The organism is Geodermatophilus sp. SYSU D01045, assembly GCF_054050295.1.
Genome location: NZ_JBJGZB010000005.1, coordinates 26,826 through 50,692 on the forward strand (window position 1 = coordinate 26,826; position 23,867 = coordinate 50,692).

21 protein-coding genes are annotated in these 23,867 nt (G+C 75.9%); 9 read left to right on the forward strand and 12 right to left on the reverse strand.

What is annotated here, in order from left to right; genetic code table 11:
* The first annotated feature begins 68 nt into the window (after positions 1–68).
* Positions 69–1,517 (forward strand): argininosuccinate synthase, encoded by a 1,449-nt coding sequence (gene argG, locus ACI798_RS05550; RefSeq protein WP_456939555.1) that lies wholly within the window; start codon positions 69–71, stop codon positions 1,515–1,517.
* 42 nt (positions 1,518–1,559) lie between these two features.
* On the opposite strand, the gene ACI798_RS05555 is transcribed toward argG, so the two are convergent.
* On the reverse strand, positions 1,560–1,952 hold the full coding sequence (locus tag ACI798_RS05555; RefSeq protein ID WP_456939554.1) for a VOC family protein: 393 nt from the start codon (positions 1,950–1,952) through the stop codon (positions 1,560–1,562).
* Positions 1,953–2,112: 160 nt separating this feature from the next.
* Between ACI798_RS05555 and ACI798_RS05560 the strand changes: the two genes are divergently transcribed.
* Positions 2,113–3,021, forward strand: a complete 909-nt coding sequence (locus tag ACI798_RS05560; protein ID WP_457047426.1) for a pentapeptide repeat-containing protein — start codon at positions 2,113–2,115, stop codon at positions 3,019–3,021.
* Here ACI798_RS05560 and ACI798_RS05565 read toward each other — a convergent pair.
* The 4 genes from ACI798_RS05565 to ACI798_RS05580 are packed head-to-tail and all read right to left on the reverse strand — an operon-like array spanning position 2,930 to position 6,793.
* Complete coding sequence (locus ACI798_RS05565; RefSeq protein ID WP_457047427.1) at positions 2,930–3,400, reverse strand: hypothetical protein; 471 nt, start codon at positions 3,398–3,400, stop codon at positions 2,930–2,932. The genes ACI798_RS05560 and ACI798_RS05565 overlap by 92 nt on opposite strands.
* 38 nt (positions 3,401–3,438) lie before the next feature.
* Positions 3,439–3,837, reverse strand: a complete 399-nt coding sequence (locus ACI798_RS05570) for a hypothetical protein (protein ID WP_456939551.1) — start codon at positions 3,835–3,837, stop codon at positions 3,439–3,441.
* Positions 3,834–5,243, reverse strand: a complete 1,410-nt coding sequence (gene pntB, locus ACI798_RS05575) for a Re/Si-specific NAD(P)(+) transhydrogenase subunit beta (RefSeq protein WP_457047428.1) — start codon at positions 5,241–5,243, stop codon at positions 3,834–3,836. Before pntB ends, ACI798_RS05570 begins: the two co-directional genes overlap by 4 nt.
* A gap of 5 nt (positions 5,244–5,248) precedes the next feature.
* The gene (locus ACI798_RS05580) at positions 5,249–6,793 is read right to left on the reverse strand and encodes a Re/Si-specific NAD(P)(+) transhydrogenase subunit alpha (RefSeq protein WP_457047429.1); all 1,545 of its coding nucleotides are present in this window, start codon (positions 6,791–6,793) and stop codon (positions 5,249–5,251) included.
* Between the two features lie 289 nt (positions 6,794–7,082).
* Between ACI798_RS05580 and ACI798_RS05585 the strand changes: the two genes are divergently transcribed.
* On the forward strand, positions 7,083–9,146 hold the full coding sequence (locus ACI798_RS05585) for a putative bifunctional diguanylate cyclase/phosphodiesterase (protein WP_457047430.1): 2,064 nt from the start codon (positions 7,083–7,085) through the stop codon (positions 9,144–9,146).
* A complete protein-coding gene (locus tag ACI798_RS05590; protein WP_457047431.1) occupies positions 9,143–9,964 on the forward strand; it encodes an HDOD domain-containing protein in 822 nt (273 codons plus the stop codon). Before ACI798_RS05585 ends, ACI798_RS05590 begins: the two co-directional genes overlap by 4 nt.
* On the opposite strand, the gene ACI798_RS05595 is transcribed toward ACI798_RS05590, so the two are convergent.
* The 4 genes from ACI798_RS05595 to ACI798_RS05610 all read right to left on the reverse strand — a co-directional run bounded on the left by ACI798_RS05595 (position 9,961) and on the right by ACI798_RS05610 (position 15,568).
* Positions 9,961–11,217, reverse strand: coding sequence for a serine hydrolase domain-containing protein (locus tag ACI798_RS05595; RefSeq protein ID WP_457047432.1), 1,257 nt, complete (start codon positions 11,215–11,217; stop codon positions 9,961–9,963). The genes ACI798_RS05590 and ACI798_RS05595 overlap by 4 nt on opposite strands.
* A 151-nt stretch (positions 11,218–11,368) precedes the next feature.
* Positions 11,369–12,520 carry an acyl-CoA dehydrogenase family protein gene (locus ACI798_RS05600; protein WP_456939545.1) on the reverse strand — a complete coding sequence of 384 codons (1,152 nt, stop codon included), beginning with the start codon at positions 12,518–12,520 and terminating at the stop codon, positions 11,369–11,371.
* Positions 12,521–12,527: 7 nt separating this feature from the next.
* Entirely contained in the window at positions 12,528–13,703 is a 1,176-nt protein-coding gene (locus ACI798_RS05605; RefSeq protein WP_456939544.1) for an acyl-CoA dehydrogenase family protein, read from the reverse strand.
* Positions 13,704–13,909: 206 nt separating this feature from the next.
* Positions 13,910–15,568, reverse strand: coding sequence for a carboxylesterase/lipase family protein (locus tag ACI798_RS05610; RefSeq protein ID WP_457047433.1), 1,659 nt, complete (start codon positions 15,566–15,568; stop codon positions 13,910–13,912).
* Positions 15,569–15,705: 137 nt separating this feature from the next.
* Here ACI798_RS05610 and ACI798_RS05615 point away from each other — a divergent pair, with 137 nt between their 5' ends.
* Positions 15,706–16,878 (forward strand): MFS transporter, encoded by a 1,173-nt coding sequence (locus tag ACI798_RS05615; protein ID WP_456939542.1) that lies wholly within the window; start codon positions 15,706–15,708, stop codon positions 16,876–16,878.
* A 4-nt stretch (positions 16,879–16,882) separates the two neighbouring features.
* Here ACI798_RS05615 and ACI798_RS05620 read toward each other — a convergent pair whose 3' ends face one another.
* Entirely contained in the window at positions 16,883–17,953 is a 1,071-nt protein-coding gene (locus tag ACI798_RS05620) for a DUF3616 domain-containing protein (RefSeq protein ID WP_457047434.1), read from the reverse strand.
* A gap of 63 nt (positions 17,954–18,016) precedes the next feature.
* On the opposite strand from ACI798_RS05620, the gene ACI798_RS05625 reads away from it, so the two are divergent.
* From ACI798_RS05625 to ACI798_RS05640, 4 genes are read left to right on the forward strand one after another with little or no spacing between them, the layout of a single operon-like run.
* The gene (locus ACI798_RS05625) at positions 18,017–18,400 is read left to right on the forward strand and encodes a TFIIB-type zinc ribbon-containing protein (protein ID WP_457047435.1); all 384 of its coding nucleotides are present in this window, start codon (positions 18,017–18,019) and stop codon (positions 18,398–18,400) included.
* Between the two features lie 47 nt (positions 18,401–18,447).
* A complete protein-coding gene (locus ACI798_RS05630) occupies positions 18,448–19,392 on the forward strand; it encodes a ribonuclease Z (protein ID WP_457047511.1) in 945 nt (314 codons plus the stop codon).
* A gap of 34 nt (positions 19,393–19,426) precedes the next feature.
* On the forward strand, positions 19,427–20,908 hold the full coding sequence (locus tag ACI798_RS05635; RefSeq protein WP_457047436.1) for a mannitol dehydrogenase family protein: 1,482 nt from the start codon (positions 19,427–19,429) through the stop codon (positions 20,906–20,908).
* 9 nt (positions 20,909–20,917) lie between these two features.
* On the forward strand, positions 20,918–21,793 hold the full coding sequence (locus ACI798_RS05640) for a hypothetical protein (RefSeq protein ID WP_457047437.1): 876 nt from the start codon (positions 20,918–20,920) through the stop codon (positions 21,791–21,793).
* Here ACI798_RS05640 and ACI798_RS05645 read toward each other — a convergent pair.
* Both ACI798_RS05645 and ACI798_RS05650 read right to left on the reverse strand, forming a co-directional pair.
* Positions 21,790–22,956 carry a 4-hydroxybenzoate 3-monooxygenase gene (locus ACI798_RS05645; RefSeq protein ID WP_456939537.1) on the reverse strand — a complete coding sequence of 389 codons (1,167 nt, stop codon included), beginning with the start codon at positions 22,954–22,956 and terminating at the stop codon, positions 21,790–21,792. The two genes, ACI798_RS05640 and ACI798_RS05645, sit on opposite strands and share 4 nt — an antisense overlap.
* Before the next feature lie 67 nt (positions 22,957–23,023).
* A complete protein-coding gene (locus ACI798_RS05650) occupies positions 23,024–23,767 on the reverse strand; it encodes an IclR family transcriptional regulator (RefSeq protein ID WP_457047438.1) in 744 nt (247 codons plus the stop codon).
* Positions 23,768–23,867: the final 100 nt, after the last annotated feature.

The window sequence follows — 23,867 nt, forward strand, 5'->3', positions numbered from 1 at the left end:
CCCCACGGGGTCCGGTGGCCCGACCCCCACCCGTGAATGGTCATGCGTAGTCGTGCATAATCTTCCTCGTGTCCAAGGTGCTCACGTCCCTGCCCGTCGGCGAACGCGTCGGGATCGCCTTCTCCGGTGGTCTCGACACCTCCGTGGCGGTCGCCTGGATGCGCGACCGCGGCGCCGTCCCCTGCACCTACACGGCGAACATCGGGCAGTACGACGAGCCGGACATCGCGTCGGTGCCCGGCCGCGCCACCGCCTACGGCGCGGAGGTCGCCCGGCTGGTCGACTGCCGGGAGGCGCTGGTCGAGGAGGGCCTGGCGGCCCTGACCTGCGGCGCGTTCCACATCCGCTCCGGCGGGCGCAGCTACTTCAACACCACCCCGCTGGGCCGCGCGGTCACCGGCACGCTGCTGGTGCGCGCCATGCTCGAGGACGACGTCCAGATCTGGGGCGACGGCTCGACGTTCAAGGGCAACGACATCGAGCGGTTCTACCGGTACGGCCTGCTGGCCAACCCGTCGCTGCGGATCTACAAGCCGTGGCTGGACGCGCGGTTCGTCGAGGAGCTCGGCGGCCGCAAGGAGATGTCGGAGTGGCTGACCGCGCACGGCCTGCCCTACCGGGACAGCGCGGAGAAGGCCTACTCGACCGACGCCAACATCTGGGGCGCCACCCACGAGGCCAAGCGGCTCGAGCACCTCGACACGAGCATCGAGATCGTCGAGCCGATCATGGGCGTCCGGTTCTGGGACCCCGCCGTCGAGATCGAGCCCGAGGACGTGACCATCGGCTTCGCCAACGGGCGGCCGGTCTCGGTCAACGGCAAGGAGTACGCCTCCGCCGTCGACCTGGTGCTCGAGGTCAACGCGATCGGCGGCCGGCACGGGCTGGGCATGTCCGACCAGATCGAGAACCGGGTCATCGAGGCCAAGAGCCGCGGCATCTACGAGGCGCCGGGCATGGCGCTGCTGCACGCCGCCTACGAGCGGCTGGTCAACGCCATCCACAACGAGGACACCCTCGCCACCTACCACACCGAGGGCCGGCGGCTGGGCCGGCTCATGTACGAGGGCCGGTGGCTGGACCCCCAGGCGCTCATGCTGCGGGAGTCGCTGCAGCGGTGGGTCGGCATGGCCGTCACCGGCGAGGTCACGCTGCGGCTGCGGCGCGGGGAGGACTGGTCGGTCGTCGACACCACCGGCCCGGCGTTCAGCTACCACCCGGACAAGCTGTCGATGGAGCGCACCGAGGACCCCGCGTTCGGGCCGACGGACCGGATCGGCCAGCTGACCATGCGCAACCTCGACATCGCCGACTCCCGCGCCAAGCTCGAGCAGTACGCGCGGCTCGGCATGGTCGGCGGCGGAGCCGAGCCGGCCGTCATCGGCGCCGCGCAGGCGGCCGCCACCGGCCTGATCGACCGGATGACCGAGGGCGGCGCACGGGCGATCGCCGGCCGGACCACCCCGGCCGACGACGAGCTGCTCGACCGCGCCGCGATGGAGTCCGGCACCGACTAGGAGAGGACCCCGTCCTCCCACGCCGCTCGCCCGCTCGGCGACTCAACCCGTCGGGCGGACGTCGGCCCGGAGCGGGTGGTCGGCGGGGACCTCGACGAGCACGATCGCCACGCCGTCGGGGTCCTCGACCGTCGCCTCGAGCAGGCCCCACGGCTTGCGCTCGGGCGCCGCGACGACGGGGACGCCGACCGCGGCCAGCCGCGCCACCTCGGCGGCCAGGTCGCGCACCTGCACCCACAGCGCCAGCCCGCGCGGGCGCCCGTCGGCCCGGCCGGACACCTCGAGCAGGCCGTTGCCGAGGAAGAAGACGACCCCGCGGTGCCCGGGCGGGCCGAACTCGCGGTACACGGCCAGCCCGAGCACGTCGCGGTAGAAGGCCTGCGAGCGCTCGGCGTCGGTGGGCCGCAGGAGCACGCGGCTGCTCAGCACGTCCACGCCCGTCATCCTGCTGGCTCCCTGCCGCCGAGATCGCGCGATCTCGCCCGCTCCCGGCTCGCCGGACGTGCGAGATCGCGCGATCTCGACCCCCAGGGCCCGCCGGCTGCGCGAGATCGCGCGATCTCGACCCCGAGGGGCCCGCACCTACCCTGGACCTGTGACCCCTCCCGCCCCGTCGGCGGTGGCCCCCGCCGACCGGCGACGGGACCTGGCCGCCGACTGCTCCTCGTGCGCCGGCCTGTGCTGCGTGCTCCCGGCGTTCGCCGCGTCTGCGGACTTCGCGGTCGACAAGCCGGCCGGCCGCGCCTGCGTCCACCTCACCGCGGACGCCCGCTGCGGCATCCACGCCGACCTGCGGCAGCGCGGCTTCCCCGGCTGCACGGTCTTCGACTGCTTCGGCGCCGGCCAGCGGCTGGTGCAGGTGGCCGCCGTCGAGCAGCCGGCCGCCGACCCCGGCGTGGCGGCGGCGTTCCCCGTGCTGCGGCAGTTGCACGAGCTGCTCTGGTACCTCACCGAGGCCGCCGCGCTCCCGCTGCCGGCCGGCCTGCACGACGAGGTCACCGCGGCGCTCGGGCGCACCGAGCGGCTGGCCGCCGGGACGCCCGGGGAGCTGGGAGCGGTCGACGCCGGAGCGGTCCGTGCGGCGGCGGGGGAGCTGCTGGGCCGGGTCAGCGCCGCCGTCCGCGCCGGCGGGCGGGACCGGCGCGGCGCCGACCTGGTCGGCGCCGACCTCCGGAGGACCGACCTCCGCGGGGTGAGCCTGCGCGGCGCCTACCTGATCGGCGCGGACCTGCGCGGCGCCGACCTCACCGCCACCGACCTCCTCGGCGCGGACCTGCGCGCGGCCGACCTCCGCGGCGCCGACCTCACCGGCGCGCTGTTCCTCACCCGCCCGCAGGTGGCCGCCGCCCGCGGCGACGGCGGCACCCGGCTGCCCGCCGTCCTCGGGCGGCCGGGGCACTGGGGAGCGGGCGTCAGCCGGCCGCGTCCGCGTCGTCAGGGCGGTCGTCAGGGCGGTCGTCAGGGCGGTCGTCGGGGCGGCCGCGGCGGCGCAGCAGGCCGGTGACGCCGGCGACCCGCGACTGGGCCTGACGCAGCGTCGCGATCATCGGCATCAGGTCCTCGTCGATGGTGCGGATGATGTCCGGCACCGCCTCCACCGCGGGGTCGTCGAGCACCCGCCCGACCCGCTCCAGCCCCGGCTTGAGCGCCCGCACCGGCTCCTCCAGCTCGCCGACCAGGGTCTCCAGCCGCTCGGCGGTGCGCTGCGCCGACGAGATGGCCGACGTCGCCGTCGAGGTCGCGGCGATCAGCTCGCGGACGGCGGCGTTGAGGTCGGTCAGCGTGCGCGGCAGCTGGGCCAGCGCCTCGGTCTGCGTCTGCAGGAGCGTGAGCAGCTCCGTGAGGCCGGGGATCTTCGGCATGCCGAGACGGAAGGGGTCCACACCGGCAACCGTCGTCCCCCCGTGGCCGGACACGCAACTCAGCCCGGCAGCACCTCGCGCCACCGCCTCCCGGCCGCGCGGCCGTCGCGGACGTCGGCCAGCCCGCGCAGCGCGTCGAGGTCGGCGAGCACGTGCGGCGGCAGCGTCCCGGTGAGCACCCCGACGGTCCCCACCGACGACGCCAGCATCGACGGCTGCGGCGGCGGCATCCCGTTGGGCCGGACGAAGGTGACCTTCCACCGCTGCCCGGCCGCGGAGAGCTCGAGCCCGCCCCCGAACCACCACCACGGCCACGAGACGTCGGTGACCGCGCCCAGCGGCACGTCGAACACCGGGGTGTCGCTGACGAACGCCAGCCCCCGCCCGTCGGTGGCCAGGAAGCCCGGCACGTTGCGCAGCCCGCCGATCAGCCAGGCGGGGCTGACGAGCACGCTCACAGCGCCCGCAGGATGTCCTCGACGCGCTCGCGCGCGTCGCCGAACAGCATCCGGGTGTTCTCGCGGAAGAACAGCGGGTTCTGGACGCCGGCGTAGCCGGTGCTCATCGACCGCTTGAACACGACGACGTGCTCGGCCTCCCACACGTGCAGGACCGGCATGCCGGCGATCGGGCTGCCGGGGTCCTCGGCCGCGGCCGGGTTGACCGTGTCGTTGGCGCCGATGACCAGCACGACCGACGTCTTCGGGAAGTCGTCGTTGATCTCGTCCATCTCCAGGACGACGTCGTAGGGCACCTTCGCCTCGGCGAGCAGCACGTTCATGTGCCCGGGCAGCCGCCCGGCGACCGGGTGGATGCCGAAACGGACCGGCACGCCCTTGTCCGACAGGGTCCGGGTGAGGTCGGCGACGGCGTTCTGCGCGTGGGCGACCGCCATGCCGTAGCCGGGGGTGATGACGACGCTGTCGGCGTCGCGCAGCAGCTGCGCGACGTCCTCGGCGGTGATCTCGGTGTGCTCGCCCTCGACCGTGCCGGACCCGGTGGTGCTGCCCTCGTTGCCGAAGCCGCCGGCGATGACGGAGATGAACGAGCGGTTCATCGCCTGGCACATGATGTAGGAGAGGTAGGCACCCGAGGAGCCGACCAGCGCGCCGGTGATGATCAGCAGGTCGTTGTCGAGCAGGAAGCCCGACGCCGCGGCCGCCCAGCCGGAGTAGCTGTTGAGCATCGAGACGACGACCGGCATGTCGCCGCCGCCGATCGAGGCGACCAGGTGCCAGCCGAGCGCCAGCGCCAGCACGGTCAGCCCGGCCAGCACGCCCAGGTCCGGCGAGACGACGAAGACGACGGTGAGGACGGCGAACGCCGCGAGCGCGCCGAGGTTGAGCGCGTTCTTGCCCGGCAGCACCAGCGGGTTGCTCTTGATCCGGGCCGACAGCTTGAGGAACGCGACGATCGAGCCGGTGAAGGTGACCGCGCCGATGAAGACGCCGATCGCGACCTCGGCGGAGTGGATGCCGACCGGGAGGCCTAGCTCCTCGGCCTCGCCGGCGGGGGCGCCCTCGACCGACAGGTAGCCGTTCCAGCCGACCAGCACCGCGGCCAGGCCGACGAAGCTGTGCAGCAGCGCGATGAGCTCGGGCATGCCGGTCATCTCGACGATGCGCGCCCGCCACAGGCCGATGGCCGCGCCGAGGGCCATGGCGACGGCGATCAGCCCGACGGCGAGCGCGTCGCCGTCGTGCCAGGCCAGCCCGACGGTGGCGACCAGGGCGATGGCCATGCCGGCGATGCCGTAGGCGTTGCCGGTCTTGGCGGTCTCGTGCTTCGACAGGCCGGCCAGGCTCAGGACGAACAGCAGGCCGGCGACGATGTAGGCCGCGGACGCGGCGCTGGTGGCGGTCATGGCGGTCAGGCCCTCCGGAACATGCCGAGCATGCGGCGGGTCACCGCGAAGCCGCCGAACACGTTGATGCTGGCCAGCAGGACGGCGAGGAACGCGAGCACGGTGACCACGGTGCTGACGTGCCCCAGTTGCAGCAGGGCGCCGACCACGATGATCCCGGAGATCGCGTTGGTGACGCTCATCAGCGGGGTGTGCAGCGCGTGGTGCACGTGACCGATGACGTAGAAGCCGACGACGACGGCGAGGGCGAACACCGTCAGGTTGCCGATGAGCTGGTCGGGGGAGAAGGCGGCCAGCAGGAACAGCAGCGCGCCGGCCAGGCCGACGAGCGCGGCCCGCCGCTGAGGCGTCGCCGCCCTCCTCTCGGGAGACGGCAGCGGCGCCGGTGGCGGTGCCGCGGCGGCCACGGGGGCGGCCGAGACCTGCACCGGCGGCGGGGGCCACAGCAGCTCGCCGTCGCGGGTCACGGTCATCGCCCGCTGGACGACGTCGTCGAGGTCGAGGACCAACCGCCCGTCCTTGCCGGGGGTGAGCAGCGTGAGCAGGTTGACCAGGTTGGTGGCGAACAGCTGCGAGGACTGCGCCGGCAGCCGGGCCGGCAGGTCGGTGTAGCCGATGATCGTGACGCCGTTCGGGGTCACGACCACCTCGTCGGGCACCGAGCCCGCCACGTTGCCGCCCTGGGCGGCGGCCATGTCCACGACCACCGAGCCCGGCTTCATGCTCGCCACCATGTCCTCGGTGAGCAGCCGGGGCGCCGGTCGGCCGGGGATGAGCGCGGTGGTGATGACGACGTCGACGTCGCGGGCCTGCTCGGCGTACATGACCGCCGCGCGCGCGTCGAAGTCCTCGCTGGTCACCGACGCGTAGCCGGTGCCGCTGGCCTGGGTCTCGCCCTCGTCGGCCGGGACGCCGACGTACTCGCCGCCCAGGGAGCGCACCTGCTCGGCGACCTCGGGCCGGACGTCGGTCGCGCGCACGATCGCGCCGAGGCTGCTCGCCGCGCCGATGGCGGCCAGTCCCGCGACGCCGGCGCCGGCGACGAACACCTTGGCCGGCGGCACCTTGCCCGCCGCGGTGACCTGGCCGGTGAAGAACCGGCCGAAGGCGTGCGCGGCCTCGACGACGGCCCGGTAGCCGGCGATGTTGGCCATCGAGGACAGCACGTCCAGTGACTGGGCGCGGGAGATGCGGGGGACGGCGTCCATCGCCAGGGCGGTGACGCCGCGGGCGGTCAGCGCGTCGAGCAGCTCGGGCGCCAGGGCCGGGGCGAGCAGGCTGACCAGCACCGCGTCCGGGCGCAGCAGGGCGACCTCGTCGAGGGTGGGGGCGTTGACGTGCAGGACGACGTCGGCGCCCCACGCCTCGGCCGCCGGGCCGATCCGGGCGCCGGCGGCGACGTAGGCCTCGTCGGGGCAGCTGGCCGCCTCCCCGGCGCCGGCCTGGACGAGGACCTCGTGGCCGAGGGCGCACAGCCGGCCGACGCTCGCGGGGGTCGCCGCGACCCGCGTCTCGTTCCGCCGGGTCTCTGCGGGGACACCGATGAGCACGCGCACTCCAACGACAGCTCGGGCCGGCGTCGTTGCCGGCGGGGCCTGGGTGGTGCTGCGGGGGCGGCGGGCTCTGCCACCCCGGGGCTGCATGGTGACAGGCGCACCCGGCATCCCTCGCCCCCCGGCACACGATCGTGACGCGGATCGCAGGCGGCGCGGACCCACCCCTCGGGGTGAGGGGGCGGCGTCCCCGGCTGGAGCCCGGCCCCGCGGGTGCCGACGCAGCGGGGGTGTCCCCGTGCGGGGACACCGGCCGTGCAGGCCGCCCCGGCCCAGGAGGACGCCCGTGCCCACCAGCCCGCCCGTGACGGGTCCGGCCGGTGCCGCGACCCCGGAGGTGGTGGCCGCGGTCTTCTCCGCGGCGGCGGCGGGCGAGGGCACCGCCCTGCTCGTGGCCGAGACCGTCGGGGGCGCCCCCCGGGTCACCTGGGCGAACGAGGGCGCCGTCCGGCTGCTCGGCCCCGGACCCGCGGGCCTGGCCGGGCTGCCGGTCGCCCACCTGCTCCCCACGCTCGCCGCCGGCGAGCTCCCGCTGCTGCTGCGCCGCGAGCACACCTCCCGGCTGGCCCTGCCGGTCCGCACCGCGGGCGGCGGCCTGACCGACGCCGTCGTGCGGGCGACCCCCGCGCCGGCCGGGGACGCGTGGACGCTGGTGGTCACGCCCGGGGCCGCGGAGGCCGACCGGGTGTCGCGCGCCACCGCCGACGCCGCCGAGCGCCGCTTCGCCACCCTCAGCGAGCGCTCACCGGTCCCGACGCTGCTGTCCGAGCAGGGCATGCGGCTGGCGCACGTCAACGACGCGTTCTGCCGGCTGGCCGGGCGGCCCGCCGAGGTCCTGCTGGGCACCGGGTGGACCGGCTGCGTGCACGAGGACGACCTCGGCGCCGTCGTCGAGGTCGTGGCCGCCGTCCTCGAGGGCGGGGACGGCGAGGTGCGGGCGCGCCTGGTGCGCCCCGACGGCACCGAGCGGGCCACCGTGCTGCGCTTCGGCCACGTCTTCACCCCGGGCGCCGGTGCGGGCTTCCTCGGCACCGTCGAGGACGTCACCGACCGGATGGTGTTCGAGGCGCGGCTGGCCCACCAGGCCCAGCACGACCCGCTGACCGGCCTGCCCAACCGCACGCTGCTCGACCAGCACCTCGCCGCCCGGTTCGCCGCCGGGGGCCGTGGGCTGGCCTGCCTGTTCCTGGACCTCGACGACTTCAAGGTGGTCAACGACTCGCTCGGCCACGAGGCCGGCGACGAGCTGCTGGTGGAGGTGGCCGGGCGGCTGCGCGCCACGGTCCGCCCCGGCGACCTGGTCGCCCGCTTCGGCGGGGACGAGTTCGTCGTCGTCTGCGAGGACGTCGACGAGGCCGACGCCGCCGCGCTGGCCGAGCGCATCGTCGCCGCGCTCGCGGTGCCGGTGCACCTGGCCGGGGTGCGGTTCCAGCCGCACTGCAGCGTGGGCGTCACCGTGCAGGCCCCCGAGCACGCCGACGCCGCGGACCTGGTCCGCGACTGCGACATCGCCATGTACCAGGCCAAGGCCGGCGGCAAGGGCCGGGTGCGGGTGCTGGACCGGGCCGGTCGCGCCGAGGCCCGCGACAAGCTGCGCATGGTCGCCGACCTGCGGGACGCGATCGAGCGGCGGCAGATCGGCCTGCACTACCAGCCCATCGTCTCCGCCGCCGACGGCTCGCTGGAGGCGGTGGAGGCGCTGGCGCGCTGGGTGCACCTCGCGCGGGGGCCGATCAGCCCGGCGACGTTCGTGCCGCTGGCCGAGGAGAGCGGCCTCGTCGGCGCGCTGGGCCTGCTGGTCCTGGACGAGGCGTGCCGGCAGGTCGCCGCGTGGGACCGCGAGCTCGGCGCCGCCGCCCCACCACGGGTGAACGTCAACGTCTCGGCGCTGCAGCTGGACGCCGCCCTGCCGGGCGAGGTGGTCGCCGCCCTGGACCGGCACGGCGTCGCCCCGGCCCGCCTGTCGATCGAGATCACCGAGTCCGCGCTCATGACCGACCCGGTCGCCGCGCGGGCGTTGCTGCAGCAGCTGCGCGACCTCGGGGTGGCGCTGGCGATCGACGACTTCGGCACCGGTTACTCGTCGCTGGCCTACCTGCGCCACCTGCCGGTCGACTGCCTCAAGGTGGACCGGTCCTTCGTGGCCGAGCTCGCCGACGGGCACGCCGAGATCGCCACCGCCGTCATCGCGCTGGCGCGCAGCCTGGGCCTGTCCACCGTCGCGGAGGGCGTGGCCACGCCGGCCCAGGCGGCCGCGCTGACCGCGCTCGGGGCCACCTACCTGCAGGGCTTCTCGCTGGCCGAGCCGATGGACGGCGCCGCCACCGCCGCCTGGGTGGGTGCCCGGTGACCGCGGTGCCCCTGACCCGCCCGGCGGTCGACCTGGACCGGCTGCTCGCCGGCATCGACACCATGGCCGCGCAGCACACCGTCGCCGCGCAGGTGGTGGCGGTCGCCAGCACCGAGGACGCCAGCGCCCGCACGCTCGCCGAGGTGCTCGCCGGCGACGTCGCCCTGGCCGGCCGGGTGATGAAGCTGGCCAACTCGGCGTACTTCGGCATGAGCGGCCGGGCGACGACGCTGCAGTTCGCCGTCACCGTCGTCGGCTTCACCGCGGTGCGGACGATGGCGACGGTGGCGCTGACCTGCCTGGACGACGAGTCGCAGTTGCCCGACGGGTTCTGGGAGACCAGCACCGGCATCGCGCTGGCCGCCTCCGCGCTGGCCCCGCGGTTCGGGAGCCGGCCGCAGGACGCGCTGTGCCTCGGGCTGCTCGCCCAGGTCGGCGTGGCGCTGCTGCACGCCGACGACCCCGAGGGCTACCGCGAGCTGGCCGCCGCGCAGCGCCCGTTCGCCGCCCGGCGGACCGCGGAGGTGTGCCGGTACGGCATCTCCGCGCTGCGGCTGTCCGCGGTGGCACTGGAGCAGTGGGGCTTCCCGCCGGCGATGGTCGCCCCGCTGGTCGCCGTCGACGACCCCACCTCCGCCGAGGGCGCCCTGCTGCGGGTCGCGTTCGAGCTCGGCGCCCGGTACGCCGATCCGGCGCACGTGCCGGTGCCGGTCGAGCGGCTCACCGGCGGGCTGCTGCGCGAGGACGGCGTCGCGGCCGTGCTCGACCAGGTCCGCGCCGACGCCGACGACCTGCGCCGCGCGGTGGTGGGCGACTAACCCGCCGCGCCCACCCGGTCGGCCACGTCGCGGAGCACGGCCGGCCAGTCGTCGACGCCCTCCTCACGGCCGAGCCGGACCACGACGACGTCGGTCGCCGGGTCGACGTAGACGTACTGGCCCTTGTTGCCGCGGGCGTAGGAGCGCCCCTCGCGCTCGGTGTCGACCCACCACCAGTACTGGTAGTGCTCGGCCGGGTCGCCGGAGGTGTCCCGCGCGGTGGCCTCGGCGACCCAGCCGGCGGGCACGACCTGCCGGTCGCCGGCGCGGCCCTCCCGGGCGAACAGCAGCCCGAAGCGGGCGTAGTCGCGCGCCCGGGCGTTGAACCCGCTCTCCATCTTGGGGAACCCGCTGGCCGCGCTGTCGGCGCTCCAGCTCGCGTCCGCCTCGGCGCCCATCGGGCCCCACAGCGCCTCGGCGGCGAAGTCCTCGACCGGCTCGCCGACGGCGCGCTCCAGCACCAGGCCCATCAGCAGCGGGTTGTAGTTGCAGTACAGCCACTCCCGCCCCGGCTCCCGCGCGACCTCGGCCGACAGGGCCAGCCGCCGCAGGTCGACGTCGTAGTAGGTGAGCGCGTCGTCGCTCCAGGGCAGGCCCTCCTCCTCGTAGGACAGGCCCGACGACATGGTCACCAGGTGCCGCAGCGTGATCTCGCCGAAGCGCGGGTCGCGGTCGAGCAGCTCGGGCACGTACTCGGTGACCGGGTCGTCCAGGCCGCCGATCGCGCCGCGGTCGATCGCCAGGCCGACCAGCGTGGACAGCACCGACTTGGCCACCGAGAACGACGTCATCGGCGTCTCGCGGGAGCCGCCGGCGCCGTAGCGCTCGAGCAGCACCTCGTCGCCGCGCAGCACGACGAAGGCCGTCGTCTGCGTGCGGTCGAGCAGCGTCGCGAGGTCCTCGGTGCCGCCGCCGGGGACGGTCACCTCGTCGAGGACGCCGCCGGGCAGCGAGCCGGCGGTCAGCGGCAGCGGGGTGTCGCCGGCCGGGACCGGCAGCTCGGGGAACCGGAGCCGGTCGTCGACGTCGGCGTCCATCCACACGATCGCGCGGGCGATGCCGGAGGAGTCCAGCGACGCCCGCGCCCAGACCTGCAGCCCGCCCGCGGCAACGGCGACCCAGGCGAGGACGGCGACCAGGACGGCGGCGACCCGGCCGGCGCGGCGGCCCTGGGCGCGCCGCCGGACCAGCCGCGCCGCGACCCAAGCGAGGACGGTCGCGAGCACGGCGGGGAGCAGGAGCCAGGTGAGCACCCGCCGGACCCTAGGTCCTCGGCGGCCGGGAACGGCGACGGCCGGCGCCCCCGGGGGAGGGGACGCCGGCCGCTGCCGGTGAGGTGCGGGAACGGCCCCGTCCCGGGTCCCGCCCCGAGCGTGCGGAGGGTGGGGAGGACGGGGTCCTTCGTCAGCCGGTGTAGGGCGCGCCCAGCGGGTCGACCGTCGGGTAGGAGTCCACGGTCGACGCCAGCCGGTCGGCGGCCCAGTCACCGTCGCCGAGCAGGTGGTCGATCGCGGTCAGCCGGCTGGTGTAGTGGCCGACCGAGTACTCCGCGGTGACGCCGATGCCACCGTGCAGCTGGATGGCCTCCTTGCCGACGTGCCGGCCGGCGCGGCTGGTCTGCAGCCGGGCGCGGTCGGCGGCGGTGACGACGTCGCCGCCGGTGTCGGCCACCATGCTCGCCCACAGCGCGGTGCTGCGGGCCAGCTCCAGGGACACGTACATGTCCGCCGCGCGGAAGGTCAGCGCCTGGAACCGGTTGAGCGTGACGCCGAACTGCTTGCGGGTCTTCAGGTACTCCGCGGTGGTCTTCAGCGCGGTGTCCATCGCCCCGACGGCCTCGGCGCTGTAGGCGATCCGGGCCAGGGCCTGCGCCCGCTCGACGTCGGCGGTGCGGTCCGCGCTGCCCTCGCCGAGCAGCTCGGCGGGGGTGCCGTCGAGGGTGACGTTGGCCGCGCGGGTGCCGTCGTGGGTGCGGTAGCCGGTGCGGGTCAGGCCCTCGGCGTCGCCCCGGACGAGGAACAGGGCGGTGCCGCCCCCGGTCACCGCGCTGACGACGAGGACGTCGGCGCGGGCGCCGTTCGGCACCGGCTCCTTGACGCCGGTCAGCCGCCAGGTGCCGCCGTCCTGCGTGGCGGTCACGGCCGACGCCGCGGGGCTCCACCGGGTGCCGGGCTCGGCGAGTGCTGCGGCGAGCACGCTGGCGCCCTCGGACAGCGGCCCGAGGACCGCCGCCCGCTGCTCGGCGGTGCCCACGGCGGCGACGAGGCCGCCGGCCAGGACCACGGCCTCGACGAACGGCTCGGGCGCGAGCACGCGGCCGATCTCCTCGGCGACCAGGGCCACCTCGATCGGGCCGGCGCCCATGCCGCCGTCCTCCTCGGCGAAGGGCAGCCCGAGCACGCCCATCTCGGCCAGCTGCGCCCAGGTCTTCTCGTCGAAGCCGGGGTCGGTGGCGACCACCTGGCGGCGCCGCTCGCTGTCGCCGTAGGCGCGGCCCAGCAGGCCCGCGACGGCCTCGCGGAGGTCGTTCTGCTCGCTGTCGTACTGGAAGTCCACTGCTAGCTCACAGCCCCAGGATCGTGCCGGCGATGATGGTCCGCTGGACCTCGTTGGAGCCCCCGTAGATGGAGACCTTGCGGTAGTTCAGGTACTCCGGCGTGGCCACCCGGGCCCACTGGGGCACCTGCGAGCCGCCGTCGGCGAAGGACGCGACCGACAGCGGGCCGGCGATGTCGACGAGCAGCTCGGTGGCGGCCTGCTGCAGCTCCGAGCCGCGCAGCTTGAGCACCGAGGACGCCGGGTGCGGCTTGCCGTCGGCGGAGTTGGCGACCACGCGCAGGGCGGTCAGCTCCAGGGCCAGCAGCTCGTTCTCCAGCTCGGCGATGCGCGCGGTCAGGCGCGGGTCCTGCGACAGCGGCCGGCCGCCGACGACGACCTCGCGGGCGTGCTGCTTGGCCTGGGCGATCAGCTTCTTGGTGGCGCCGACGCGGGCGATGCCCACGCGCTCGTTGCCGAGCAGGAACTTGGCGTAGTCCCAGCCGCGGTTCTCCTCGCCGATCAGGTTCTCGGCGGGCACGCGGACGTCCTCGAAGAAGACCTCGTTGACCTCGTGGCCGCCGTCGATCAGCTGGATCGGCCGCAGGGTCACGCCGGGGGTGTCCATCGGGAAGACCAGCATCGAGATGCCGCGCTGCTTCTTCTCGGCGGACGGGTCGGTGCGGACCAGGCAGAAGATCCAGTCGGCGTACTGGCCGAGGGTGGTCCAGGTCTTCTGGCCGTTGACCACCCAGTCGTCGCCGTCGCGGACGGCGGTGGTGCGCAGCGAGGCGAGGTCGGAGCCGGCGTCGGGCTCCGAGAAGCCCTGGCACCACCAGATGTCGAGGTTCGCGGTCTTGGCCAGGAAGCGCTCCTTCTGCTCCTGGTTGCCGAAGCTCGCGATGACCGGGCCGATCATGCTGGCGTTGAACGCGAGCGGCTCGGGGACGTTGGCCAGCTGCATCTCCTCGCGCCAGATGTGGCGCTGCAGCGGCGTCCAGTCCCGGCCGCCATGCTCGACCGGCCAGTGCGGCACCGCCAGGCCGGCGGCGTTGAGGACGCGCTGGGCCTCGACGTACTGGTCGCGGGTCAGGTGGCGGTGGGCCGCGACGGTGTCGCGGATCTCCTGCGGCACCTGGGTGGTGAAGAAGGTGCGCATCTCATCCCGGAAGGCCTCCATCTCCGGGGAAAGCTGCAACCGCATGGGACCTCTCTCCTGACGGCGGTGTGACGCCGTCTCGACGTGTTCCCCGACGATCCCACATCTGTTACCGATCAGTAGATCCGGCTCTCGGGGCGTGGGGCGGGCGGGGCGGGACGTGCCCCGGGCCCCGGGTGGCGGTCACCGGACGTGCCGCTCCCGGGGCCCGGGGTGGTGCTCGGGCGCGTGCTGTTCAGGTACTCAGGTGCTCAGCGGCCCGCCCAGAACGCGCAGTCCGCGTCCGCGGCGACGTCGACCGGGCCGACGCCGCCCTGCGAGGTCACGTCCAGGCCCTGGACGTCGGACGGGCCGGAGTACCGGTGCCAGGCCGGCACGCCGCTGCCGTTGGGGTTGCCGGTGGCGGCGAAGTTGGTCCAGTAGCGCACCATCGTCGTCGCCAGCTGCTGCTGCTCGGCGGTCAGCCCGTCCCCGAACAGGCCGGGGAAGAGGTAGGGCAGCTCGCCGGCGTGCTGCGCGCCCTCGTCGTACAACCCCGCGGGGAAGGAGAACGGCGCCCGCGAGAAGTCCAGCAGCGGGTCGGCGCCCTGGTCGCGGAACTGGTAGGCGTACACCCGGTCGTTGCGCGGCCGCTGGTCGAGTGCCTCGTAGGCGTCGACGTGCTGGCAGGTCGACAGCGCGCTGCCGGTGTCGCTCGCGACCGCGGCGAGCACCCGCAGCGGCGAGCCGTACTCCGCCAGCGGGTACCGCGCCGCCACCTCGCCGGCCCGGGGACCGAACCGCTCGGCCAGGATCGCGTCGTGCGCCGCCGGGTCCAGGTACCGCGGCAGCTGCGCCGTCGGGATGCCCAGCGGGGTGAACAGCGTGTTCTCGTCCTGCAGGTTGCCGTGGACGACCGGCACCCGGTTCCAGTTCCCCGAGGTGATGGCGTCGGCCGGCTGGACCGGCAGCGACGACCCGCCGACGACGAACGAACCGCCGCTCGCCGGCCACCGGGACAGCAGCGTGGACACGGGAGCGGCCTGGAGGCAGGCGACGACGGCCGGCCCGCTGCCCGTGCACCCGACGGCGGCCGCCACGCCCGCGCCGACGGTCTCGGCCTCGTCGAGCGTCGCGTACCGGGTCGCGCAGCTGTAGCTCTGCGCGATGGCCTTGTCGAACAGGCCGGCGGCCGTGGGGGAGGCCAGCTGCGCGCACACCGAGGACGCGCCGGCCGACTCGCCGAAGATCGTCACGTTGTCCGGGTCGCCGCCGAAGGCCGCGACGTTGCGCTGCACCCACCGCAGGGCGGCCTGCTGGTCGAGCAGCCCGGCGCTGCCGGAGCCCGCGCCGCCGATGGCCGCGGACAGGTCGTCCTGGGCCAGGAAGCCGAGCGGGCCGAGCCGGTAGTTGACCGTCACGACGACGACGTCGCCCTCGAGCGCCAGCGCACCGGCGTCGTAGCGGTCGCCGCTGCCGGTGCGCCAGGAGCCGCCGTGGATCCACACCATGACCGGCAGGTCGCGCCGGTCGGTGGCCAGCCCCGACGGGGTCGTGACGTTGAGGTACAGGCAGTCCTCGTCCGTCGAGGAGGTCGGGTTGGTCAGGCTCGACACCTGCGGGCAAGGGCTGCCCGGCTCGGTCGCGTCGAGGGTGCCGGACCAGCCGGCGGCCGGCTGCGGCGGGCGGAAGCGCAGCTCGCCGACCGGTGGGGCGGCGTAGGGGATGCCCTCGAAGAGGCGGTGGTCGCCGGGCCGGCTGCCCTGGACGGCGCCGCCGTCGGTCTGGACGACCAGCGGCGCGCGGTCACGCGGGCCGCCAGGGGCGGCGCCGGCCGGAGCGGCGGCGGCGACGGCGCCCGCGGTGAGCGCGGTGCCGGCGAGGAGGGCGAGCAGCGACCTGCGCAGCCGCCGGGGGACGGAGAGGGGCAAGGAGACCTCCAGCGTTCCGGCCCGGTACGACGGTGTGACCCGGGCCACGGACGGCTGGGACACTAGCGGCTCGTGTTTCACGATCCGCACCGGGTCCGGAACCGGCGGGTCCGCGGGCGGCGGCGCAGGATGGGGCCGTGCCGGCCGCGTCCCCCGGCGGCCGGCTGCTGCTGGCCGCCGTCCTGCTGACGGCGCTCAACCTGCGGGGCGCGATCGCCGCCGTCGGCCCCGTCCTCGACGACGTCCGCGGCGACCTCGGCCTGTCCGCGGCCGCCGCCGGCCTGCTGACCACGCTGCCGGTGCTGTGCTTCGCGCTGCTGGCGCCGGCCGCGGCCGCCGTCGGGCGCCGGGCCGGCGCGGGCGCGGCCGTCCTCGGCTCGCTGGTGCTGCTCGCGGTCGCGCAGGGGCTGCGGGTCCTCGACGGCGCCCCGGTGCTGCTGGCCGGCACCTTCCTCGCCGGCGCGGCCATGACGGTGGGCAACGTGCTGCTCCCCGCCGTGGTCAAGGCCGGGTTCGGCCGGCGCGCGGGCACGGTGACCGGCCTGTACACCGCGGCCCTGGTAGCCGGCGCCGCCGCGGGCGCGGCGTTCACCGCACCGCTGGCGGCGGTGCTCGGCTGGCGGGGCGCGCTCGCCGCGGAGGGGGTGCTCGCCGTCGCCGCGGCGGTCGTCTGGGCGGCGGCCGCGCGCGACGCCGACGCCGCCGGCCCCGCCCCGTCCGTACGGTCCGGCGGCGCGCGGCCGCTGTGGCGGTCGCCGACCGCGTGGGCGGTGACCGCGGTGCAGGCGCTGCACTCCACGCTGTACTTCTCGCTCACCGCGTGGCTGCCGACGCTGCTGGCCGACCGCGCCGGCACCGACGCCGCCACCGGCTCGGTGGCCGCCTCGGTCTACCAGGCGCTCGGCATCGCGGGCAGCCTGCTGGTGCCGGCCGTCCTCGCCCGCACGTCCGGGCAGGCCGGGCTCGCGCTCGGGGTCGCCGCGCTGTGGGTGGTGCCGGTCGCCGGGCTGCTCGTGGCGCCGGGGGCGTGGCCCGCGTGGGCGGTCGTCGGCGGGCTGGCGCAGGGCGCGGGCATCGCGCTGGCGGTCACCCTCGTGGTGCTGCGCGCCGCCGACGCCGACGCCGCGGCCCGGCTGTCGGGCATGAGCCAGCTCGTCGGCTATGGCCTCGGCGCGCTCGGCCCGGTCGTCGTCGGCGCGCTGTCGGAGGCCACCGGCGGGTGGACCGCGCCGCTGCTGCTCCTGCTCGCCGTCGGCCTCGGCCTGGCGGCGGCCGGGGTGGTCGCCGCCAGGCCGGTGCGGGTGGGGTAGCGGCTCAGGGCAGCCGGACGACGTCGGCGAGCACGCCGCCGTCGTCGGTGAGCCGCGCCGGCGCCGGGCTGTCGTGGACGACCAGCAGCCGGCCGTCGGCGGGGTCGCCGAGCAGGCCGATGCCCTCGGCGTGGTCGTCGCCGTCCCCGAAGGGCAGCGCCAGCTCGCGGGTGAGCAGGTCGCCGCGGACGACGGTCGGCTCCTCAGCCGTGAGGGCGCCGTGCCAGCGGTAGACGTACACCGGCCCGTCGAGGTCCATGGTCGGGCCGGCGAGCACCAGCAGGTCCTCGCCCTGCGGGCACAGGTCGCGCACCCCCAGGCCCGCCAGCCGCAGCACGTGCTTGCGGTAGCGGCGGCCGCCGGGGAACCGCCGCAGCCGCAGCCGGGTGGGGTCGCGCTCGTCGACCTCCGGCCGCAGCTCGAGCACCACCGCCCAGCCGCGCAGCACCGGGCCGCGCAGGCCGAGGAAGACCCGCTCGCCGGAGACCGCGATGCCCTCCACGTCGAGGCCGTTGTCCTTGCCCGGGATGGGGAGGAACGGGGCGAGGTGCTCGTCGTCGGCGAGCAGCTCGCGCAGGTCCCTGCCCCGGGTGCCGAACACGGCGGCGCTGCGGGCGCCGTCGTCCTTCACCAGGGTGGGCAGCCCGTCGACGTCGACCACCGGGATGCGCACCAGCACCTGCCGGCGCGGCTGGCCGGTGACCCGCGCCAGGCGGCGCAGCGCCCGCTCGCCGTCGTGCTCGTCGCGGATGCGGCGCCGGCGCAGGCTGTGCGAGCCGACCGCCCACAGCGCGTCGCCGGTGCGGGCCAGGCCCTCGATGTCGGCCTCCTCCTCGACCCCGGGGCCGGTGCCGCCGGGCAGCGGCACCAGGTCGGCGAGGGAGAAGGTGGTCTGGTCGCCGTAGGAGGTGGGGTCGGCGGGGTCGTCGGCCACCAGCCGCTCGATCGTGGCGGTCTCGTCGCCGGCCACCCACAGGACCGGCCCGTCGCTGCGGACGGCGGAGAGGTTGGTGTGGGTGGTGCTCCGCCGGGAGGCCGTGCCGAAGCGGAGGGTCACCGTGCGCTCTGTGCTCACGGGCGCGCACCCTGGCACGCGGTCCCGGTCTCCGGGGGTCCCGCGTGCGTCGTACCGTGCGGCATGGATCTCGTCTGTCCCAAGTGCCACGGCACGATGCGCACCTACGAGCGCAACGGCGTCCACGTCGACCAGTGCACCGAGTGCCGGGGCATCTTCCTCGACCGCGGGGAGCTCGAGCGGCTGATCGACGCCGAGAACTCCTGGCACGCCGCGCCGGCCGCCGCGCAGTCCGGCGGCCACGGTGCCCAGCAGCCGCCCCAGCAGCACGGCGCACCGCAGCAGCACGGCGGCCAGTACCCGGCCGCCGGTGGCGCGGGGCTCGGTGCCGTGGTGAACGAGGTGCTCGGCGCGGTGCGCGGGTCCTCGCACTCGTCGTCGCACGGCTCCTACGGCTCGCACGGCAAGAAGCGCAAGGAGTCCTTCCTGTCCGACCTGTTCGGCTGATGGAGGACCTCCCTTCCCCCCACGCCTCGCAGGCTCGGCGCGGGACCCTGGAGGGAGGCCGTTCCAGCACCTCACCTGCGGCGCGGGAGCTGGTCGTGCTCGGCACCGCGAGCCAGGCGCCCACCCGCACCCGCAACCACAACGGGTACCTGCTGCGCTGGGACGGCCGCGGCTTCCTGTTCGACCCCGGCGAGGGCACCCAGCGGCAGATGCTGCTGGCCGGGGTGCCCAGCAGCGCCGTCCACCGGATCCTGCTCAGCCACTTCCACGGCGACCACTGCCTGGGCCTGCCCGGCGTCGTGCAGCGGATGTCGCTGGACGGCGTCGCGCACCCGGTGGTCGCGCACTACCCGGCGTCAGGGCAGGCCTTCTTCGACCGGCTGCGGCACGCCACCCCGTTCGCCGACCTCGCCGAGATCCGCGAGGAGCCGGTGTCCGGGGACGGCCGGCTGGCCGACGACCCCGCCGGCGTCTTCGAGGCGTGCCGGCTCAGCCACCCGGTCGAGTCCTTCGGCTACCGGCTGACCGAGCCCGACGGCGTCCGGATGCTCCCGGACCGGCTGGCCGGGGCGGGCGTCGCCGGTCCCGACGTCGGCCGGCTGCAGCGCGAGGGGGTGCTGCGGGTGGGGGAGCGGACGGTGTGGCTGGCCGAGGTCAGCGCGCCGCGGCCCGGGCAGCGGTTCGCCTTCGTCATGGACACCCGCATGTGCGACGCCGTCCCCGCCCTCGCCGACCGCGCGGACCTGCTGGTGGTCGAGGCGACGTTCCTCGCCGCCGACGCGGCGCTGGCCCAGCGGTACGGGCACCTCACCGCCCGCGAGGCCGCCCGGGTCGCCGCGCAGGCGGGGGTGCGCACGCTGGTGCTCACCCACTTCTCCCAGCGCTACGCCGACCCGCGCGCCTTTGCGGACGAGGCGCGGGAGGAGTTCGACGGCGACCTCGTCGTCGCCGCCGACCTGCAGCGGGTGCCGGTGCCCGCCCGGGCGGGGTAGGGGCAGGTCCCGACCCGGAGCCCGAGGAGCGCCGATGACCCGGCTGAGCGCCGCGACGCTGGGCGAGCTGCCCGCGTCGGTGTGGACGCCGCGCTACGACCGCGCCGCGGTGCGGGCGGGGGTGGTCCACCTCGGCGTCGGCGGCTTCCACCGGGCGCACCAGGCGCTGTACCTGGACCGGCTGCTCGAGGCCGGCGCGGGGCAGGACTGGGGGGTCTGCGGGGTCGGCGTGCTGCCCGCGGACCGCCGGATGGCCGAGGTCATGGCCGCGCAGGACCGCCTGTACACGCTGGTCGAGAAGCACCCCGACGGTCACCTCACCGCCCGGGTGGTCGGCTCGCTGGTGGGCTACCGGCTCGCGCCGGACGACCCCGGGGCGGTGGTCGAGGCGATGGCGGCGCCGGGCACCCGGATCGTCACGCTGACCGTGACCGAGGGCGGCTACAACGCGTCCGCGGCCACCGGCGAGTTCGACGCGACGGCGCCCGCCGTGCTCGCCGACCTGCGGCCGGACGCCGCGCCGGTGACGGTGTTCGGCCTGGTCACCGAGGCGCTGGTGCGCCGCCGCGCCCGCGGGCTCCCGCCGTTCGCCGTCGCCTCCTGCGACAACGTCCCCGGCAACGGCGACCTGGCCCGGCGCAGCTTCGCCGCCTTCGCCGGGCTGCGCGACGACGCCCTCGGCGAGTGGGTGGCCCGGGAGGTGCCGTTCCCGTCGTCGATGGTCGACCGGATCACCCCGCTCACCACCGACGACGACCGCGCCCGGCTCGCCGCGACCTTCGGCGTCGAGGACCTCTGGCCGGTGGTGTGCGAGCCGTGGACGCAGTGGGTGCTGGAGGACGCGTTCCCGGCCGGGCGGCCGCCGCTGGAGGACGTCGGCGTGCAGGTGGTCGGCGACGTCGCGCCGTACGAGCTGATGAAACTGCGGCTGCTCAACGCCGGTCACCAGGTGCTCGGCCACCTCGGCCCGCTGCTCGGCCACGAGCACGTGCACGAGGCGACCCGCGACCCGCTGTTGCGCGAGCTGCTGGTCGGCTACCTGGAGGAGGAGGGGACGCCGACGCTGCCGCCGGTCCCGGGCACCGACCTGCGCCGCTACCGCGCCGAGCTGGTCACCCGCTTCGGCAACCCGCACGTGCGCGACACCCTCGCCCGGCTCGTCGAGCACGCCTCCGACCGGCTGCCGCAGTTCCTGTTCCCGGTGCTGCGCGCGAACCTCGACCGGGGCGGCGAGGTGCGGCGCTCGGCGGCGGTGGTCGCGGCGTGGGTGCACGCGCTCGAGCGGCGCGGGGACGCGGCCGGGCTGGTCGACGCCCGCCGCGACCGCCTGGTCGCCGCGGCGCGCCGGTCCCGGGAGGACCCGCTCGCCCCGCTGACCGACCGCGAGCTGTTCGGTGACCTCGGCGACCGGCCCCGCTTCACGGCCGCCTACGCGGCGGCGCTGGACTCGCTGCGCACCCGCGGGGCGGCGGCCACCGTGACGGAACTCCTCCGCGGACCGCTGGGAGAGGGGTAGCAAGGAGGGGTGTTCGACAGCTCCTTCGACAGCATCGCCTCCTTCGACGGCTCCACCTTCGACGTCGACTGGTTCGGCCTGCTCGGCCGCGAGGTGCTCCGGGAGCGCCGCGCGGCGCTGATCGCCGAGGCCTGCGCCTGGGCGGTGGGGCTGTCCGACCGGCCGCACCACCTGCGGCTGCGCGGCCGGCTGGTGGCCACCGGCTCGACGATCGGCGACCGCGCCGCGACCGGGCAGCCGCTGTCGGGCGAGGAGGACGGCCGGCTCGAGCTGGGCGACGCCCGCCCGGGCAGCTTCCAGGACGCGCTCAACGCCGTCGACGCCGACGGCACCGTGTTCGCCGACCGGTTCGACCGCGAGGTGCTCGAGCCGTTCGTGCGCGAGACCTGCGTGCTCGCCGCCGACCGCGCCCGCCGCACCCGGCCGGCGCAGTGGGCCGAGCTGCTCGACGAGCTCGGCGAGGACGGCGCCGACCTGGGCGAGGTCGTGCACGCGATGGAGTGGGAGGAGCCGCTGCGCACCGAGGCCGAGCACCTCGTGCTCGCCGCGCTGGGCCGCACGCCGCTGCTGGAGGTGGAGTCGGAGGGGCTGCCGCTGTCGCTGGTCCGCGCCGCCGAGGCCGCCACCCGCGCCGCGGCCGCGCCGGGCGGGGCGGGCGGCGGTCGAGAGCCCGAGCCGGACGAGGGCCTGTCGGGTGCGCTGTTCCTCGCGCTGGCCGCCGTCCGGGAGGCCGGCCTGCCCTCCCCGGTTCCTCCGGACGCCGCCGCCCGGCTGGTGGCGGTCCTGGCCGAGCAGGGGCTGGAGCCCGGCGAGGTGACCGGCGTGCTGCCGCACCTGCCGCTGGCGGACGGCACCGCCGGGCGGGTGCGGCAGCTGCTCGGCTAGAGCGGCAGGCCGGTGTAGTTCTCGGCGAGCTCGCGGGCGGCGGCCTCCGACGTGCACACCCGGCGCAGCTGCGACAGCTGCAGCTCGGCGTCGAAGGGGTCGCCGGTGGTGTGCAGCATCGAGGTCATCCACCAGGAGAAGTGGGTGGCCCGCCAGACCCGCCGCAGCGCGGTGTCGGAGTAGGCGTCGGCGAGGTCGGTCTCCTTCTCCTGCAGCAGCCGCACCAGCGCGCGGGAGAGCAGGACGACGTCGGCGACGGCGAGGTTGAGGCCCTTGGCGCCCGTGGGCGGCACGATGTGCGCGGCGTCGCCGGCGAGGAACAGCCGGCCGCGGCGCATCGGCGCGCTGACGAAGCTGCGCATCGGCAGGATCGACTTCTCCAGCACCGGGCCGGTGTTGATCTCCCAGCCCTCGAGCGCGAACCGGGTGGCCAGCCCCTCCCAGATCCGGTCGTCGGACCAGTCCTCGATCTCCTCCGACGGGTCGACCTGCAGGTACAGCCGCGACACCTTCGGCGAGCGCATGGAGTACAGCGCGAACCCGTCGGGGTGCCAGGCGTAGATCAGCTCGTCGGTGGCCGGGGCGGCGTCGGCCAGGATGCCCAGCCACGCGTAGGGGTAGGTGCGCTCCCACAGCCGCTGCTGCGTGCCCTCGGCGACGACGGCGCGCGACGGGCCGTGGAAGCCGTCGGTGCCGGCGACGACGTCGCACTCGAGCACCTGCGCGACCCCGTCGGCGTCGGTGAACCGGATGCGCGGGGCGTCGGTGTCGACGTCCTCGATCGCGACGTCGGAGACCTCGAAGTGCAGCGGCGGGCCGCCGGCGAGCTGGGCGGCGACGAGGTCCTTGACCACCTCAGTCTGCCCGTAGACCCACACCCGCCGGCCGCACAGCTCGGGGAAGTCCAGCGTGTGCCGCGTGCCCGGGTGCTGCAGGTGGATGCCGCGGTGCTCGAGCCCCTCGCGGTGCAGCCGGTCGCCCATGCCGGCCTCGGTGAGGACGTCGACGGTGTTCTGCTCGAGGATGCCGGCGCGGATGCGGGCCTCGACGTAGTCCCGCGAGCGGTTCTCCAGCACCACCGAGTCGATGCCCTGCAGCGCGAGCAGCCGCGACAGCAGCAGGCCGGCCGGGCCGGCGCCGATGATCCCCACCTGGGTGCGCATGCCGGCGAGTGTGACCCGGGCTACCCGCGGGTGGACACCTCGGCCTGCCGCTCAGCGGAAGTGCCGATCACCCCAGGTGCGCCGCCCGGGCCAGCGCCCGGCCGATGCCCCGGGCGGCCACCTCGAGCACCGGCACCAGCCGGGGGAGGTCGCGCCGGTGGCTGGGGACGACGATGCCCAGCGCCGCGGCCACGGCGGTGCTGCCGCCGCGCTCCACCCGCACCGGCACGGCCACCGACAGCGTGCCCAGCGACATCTCCTCGGCGGTGCGCGCCCAGCCGCGGCGGCGCACCTCGGCGAGCTCCCGGCGCAGCCGGGCCGGCTCGACGACGGTGTGCCGGGTGGCGCGGGCCGGCGCGGCCAGGGCCTCGGCGACGACGTCGTCGGGGGCGGCGGCCAGCAGCACCTTGCCCACGCCGGTGGCGTGCAGCGGCAGCCGGCTGCCCACCTGGCTGACCACCGGCACCGACTCGCGGCCGGAGATGCGCTCGACGTAGAGCGCCGAGAGCCCGTCGCGGACGGCGAGGTGGACGGTGTCCCGCGTGGCCGTGTGCACGTCGAGCAGGTAGGGCGCCGCCACCTGCCGCAACTCGAGGGAGACGGGGGCGAGCAGGCCGAGGTCCCAGAGCTTGCGGCCGATCTCGTAGCGGCCGTCGGCGCGGCGGGACAGCGCGCCCCAGCCGGTGAGCTCGGCGAGCAGCCGGTGGGCGGTGGTCAGCGGCGTGCCCGACCGCTCGGCGATCTCGGTGAGGGTCAGCCGGGGGGTGCTCGCGTCGAAGGCGTCGAGGACGGCCAGTGCGCGCGAGGTCACCGACCGTCCCCGCTCTCCCGCGCCGCCCGCCACCCCGCCAGTCTCCCACCCAGCGGAAGCCGCGGGACCTCCGGCCCTGCCGGTCCGGGCCGCGCCCCGG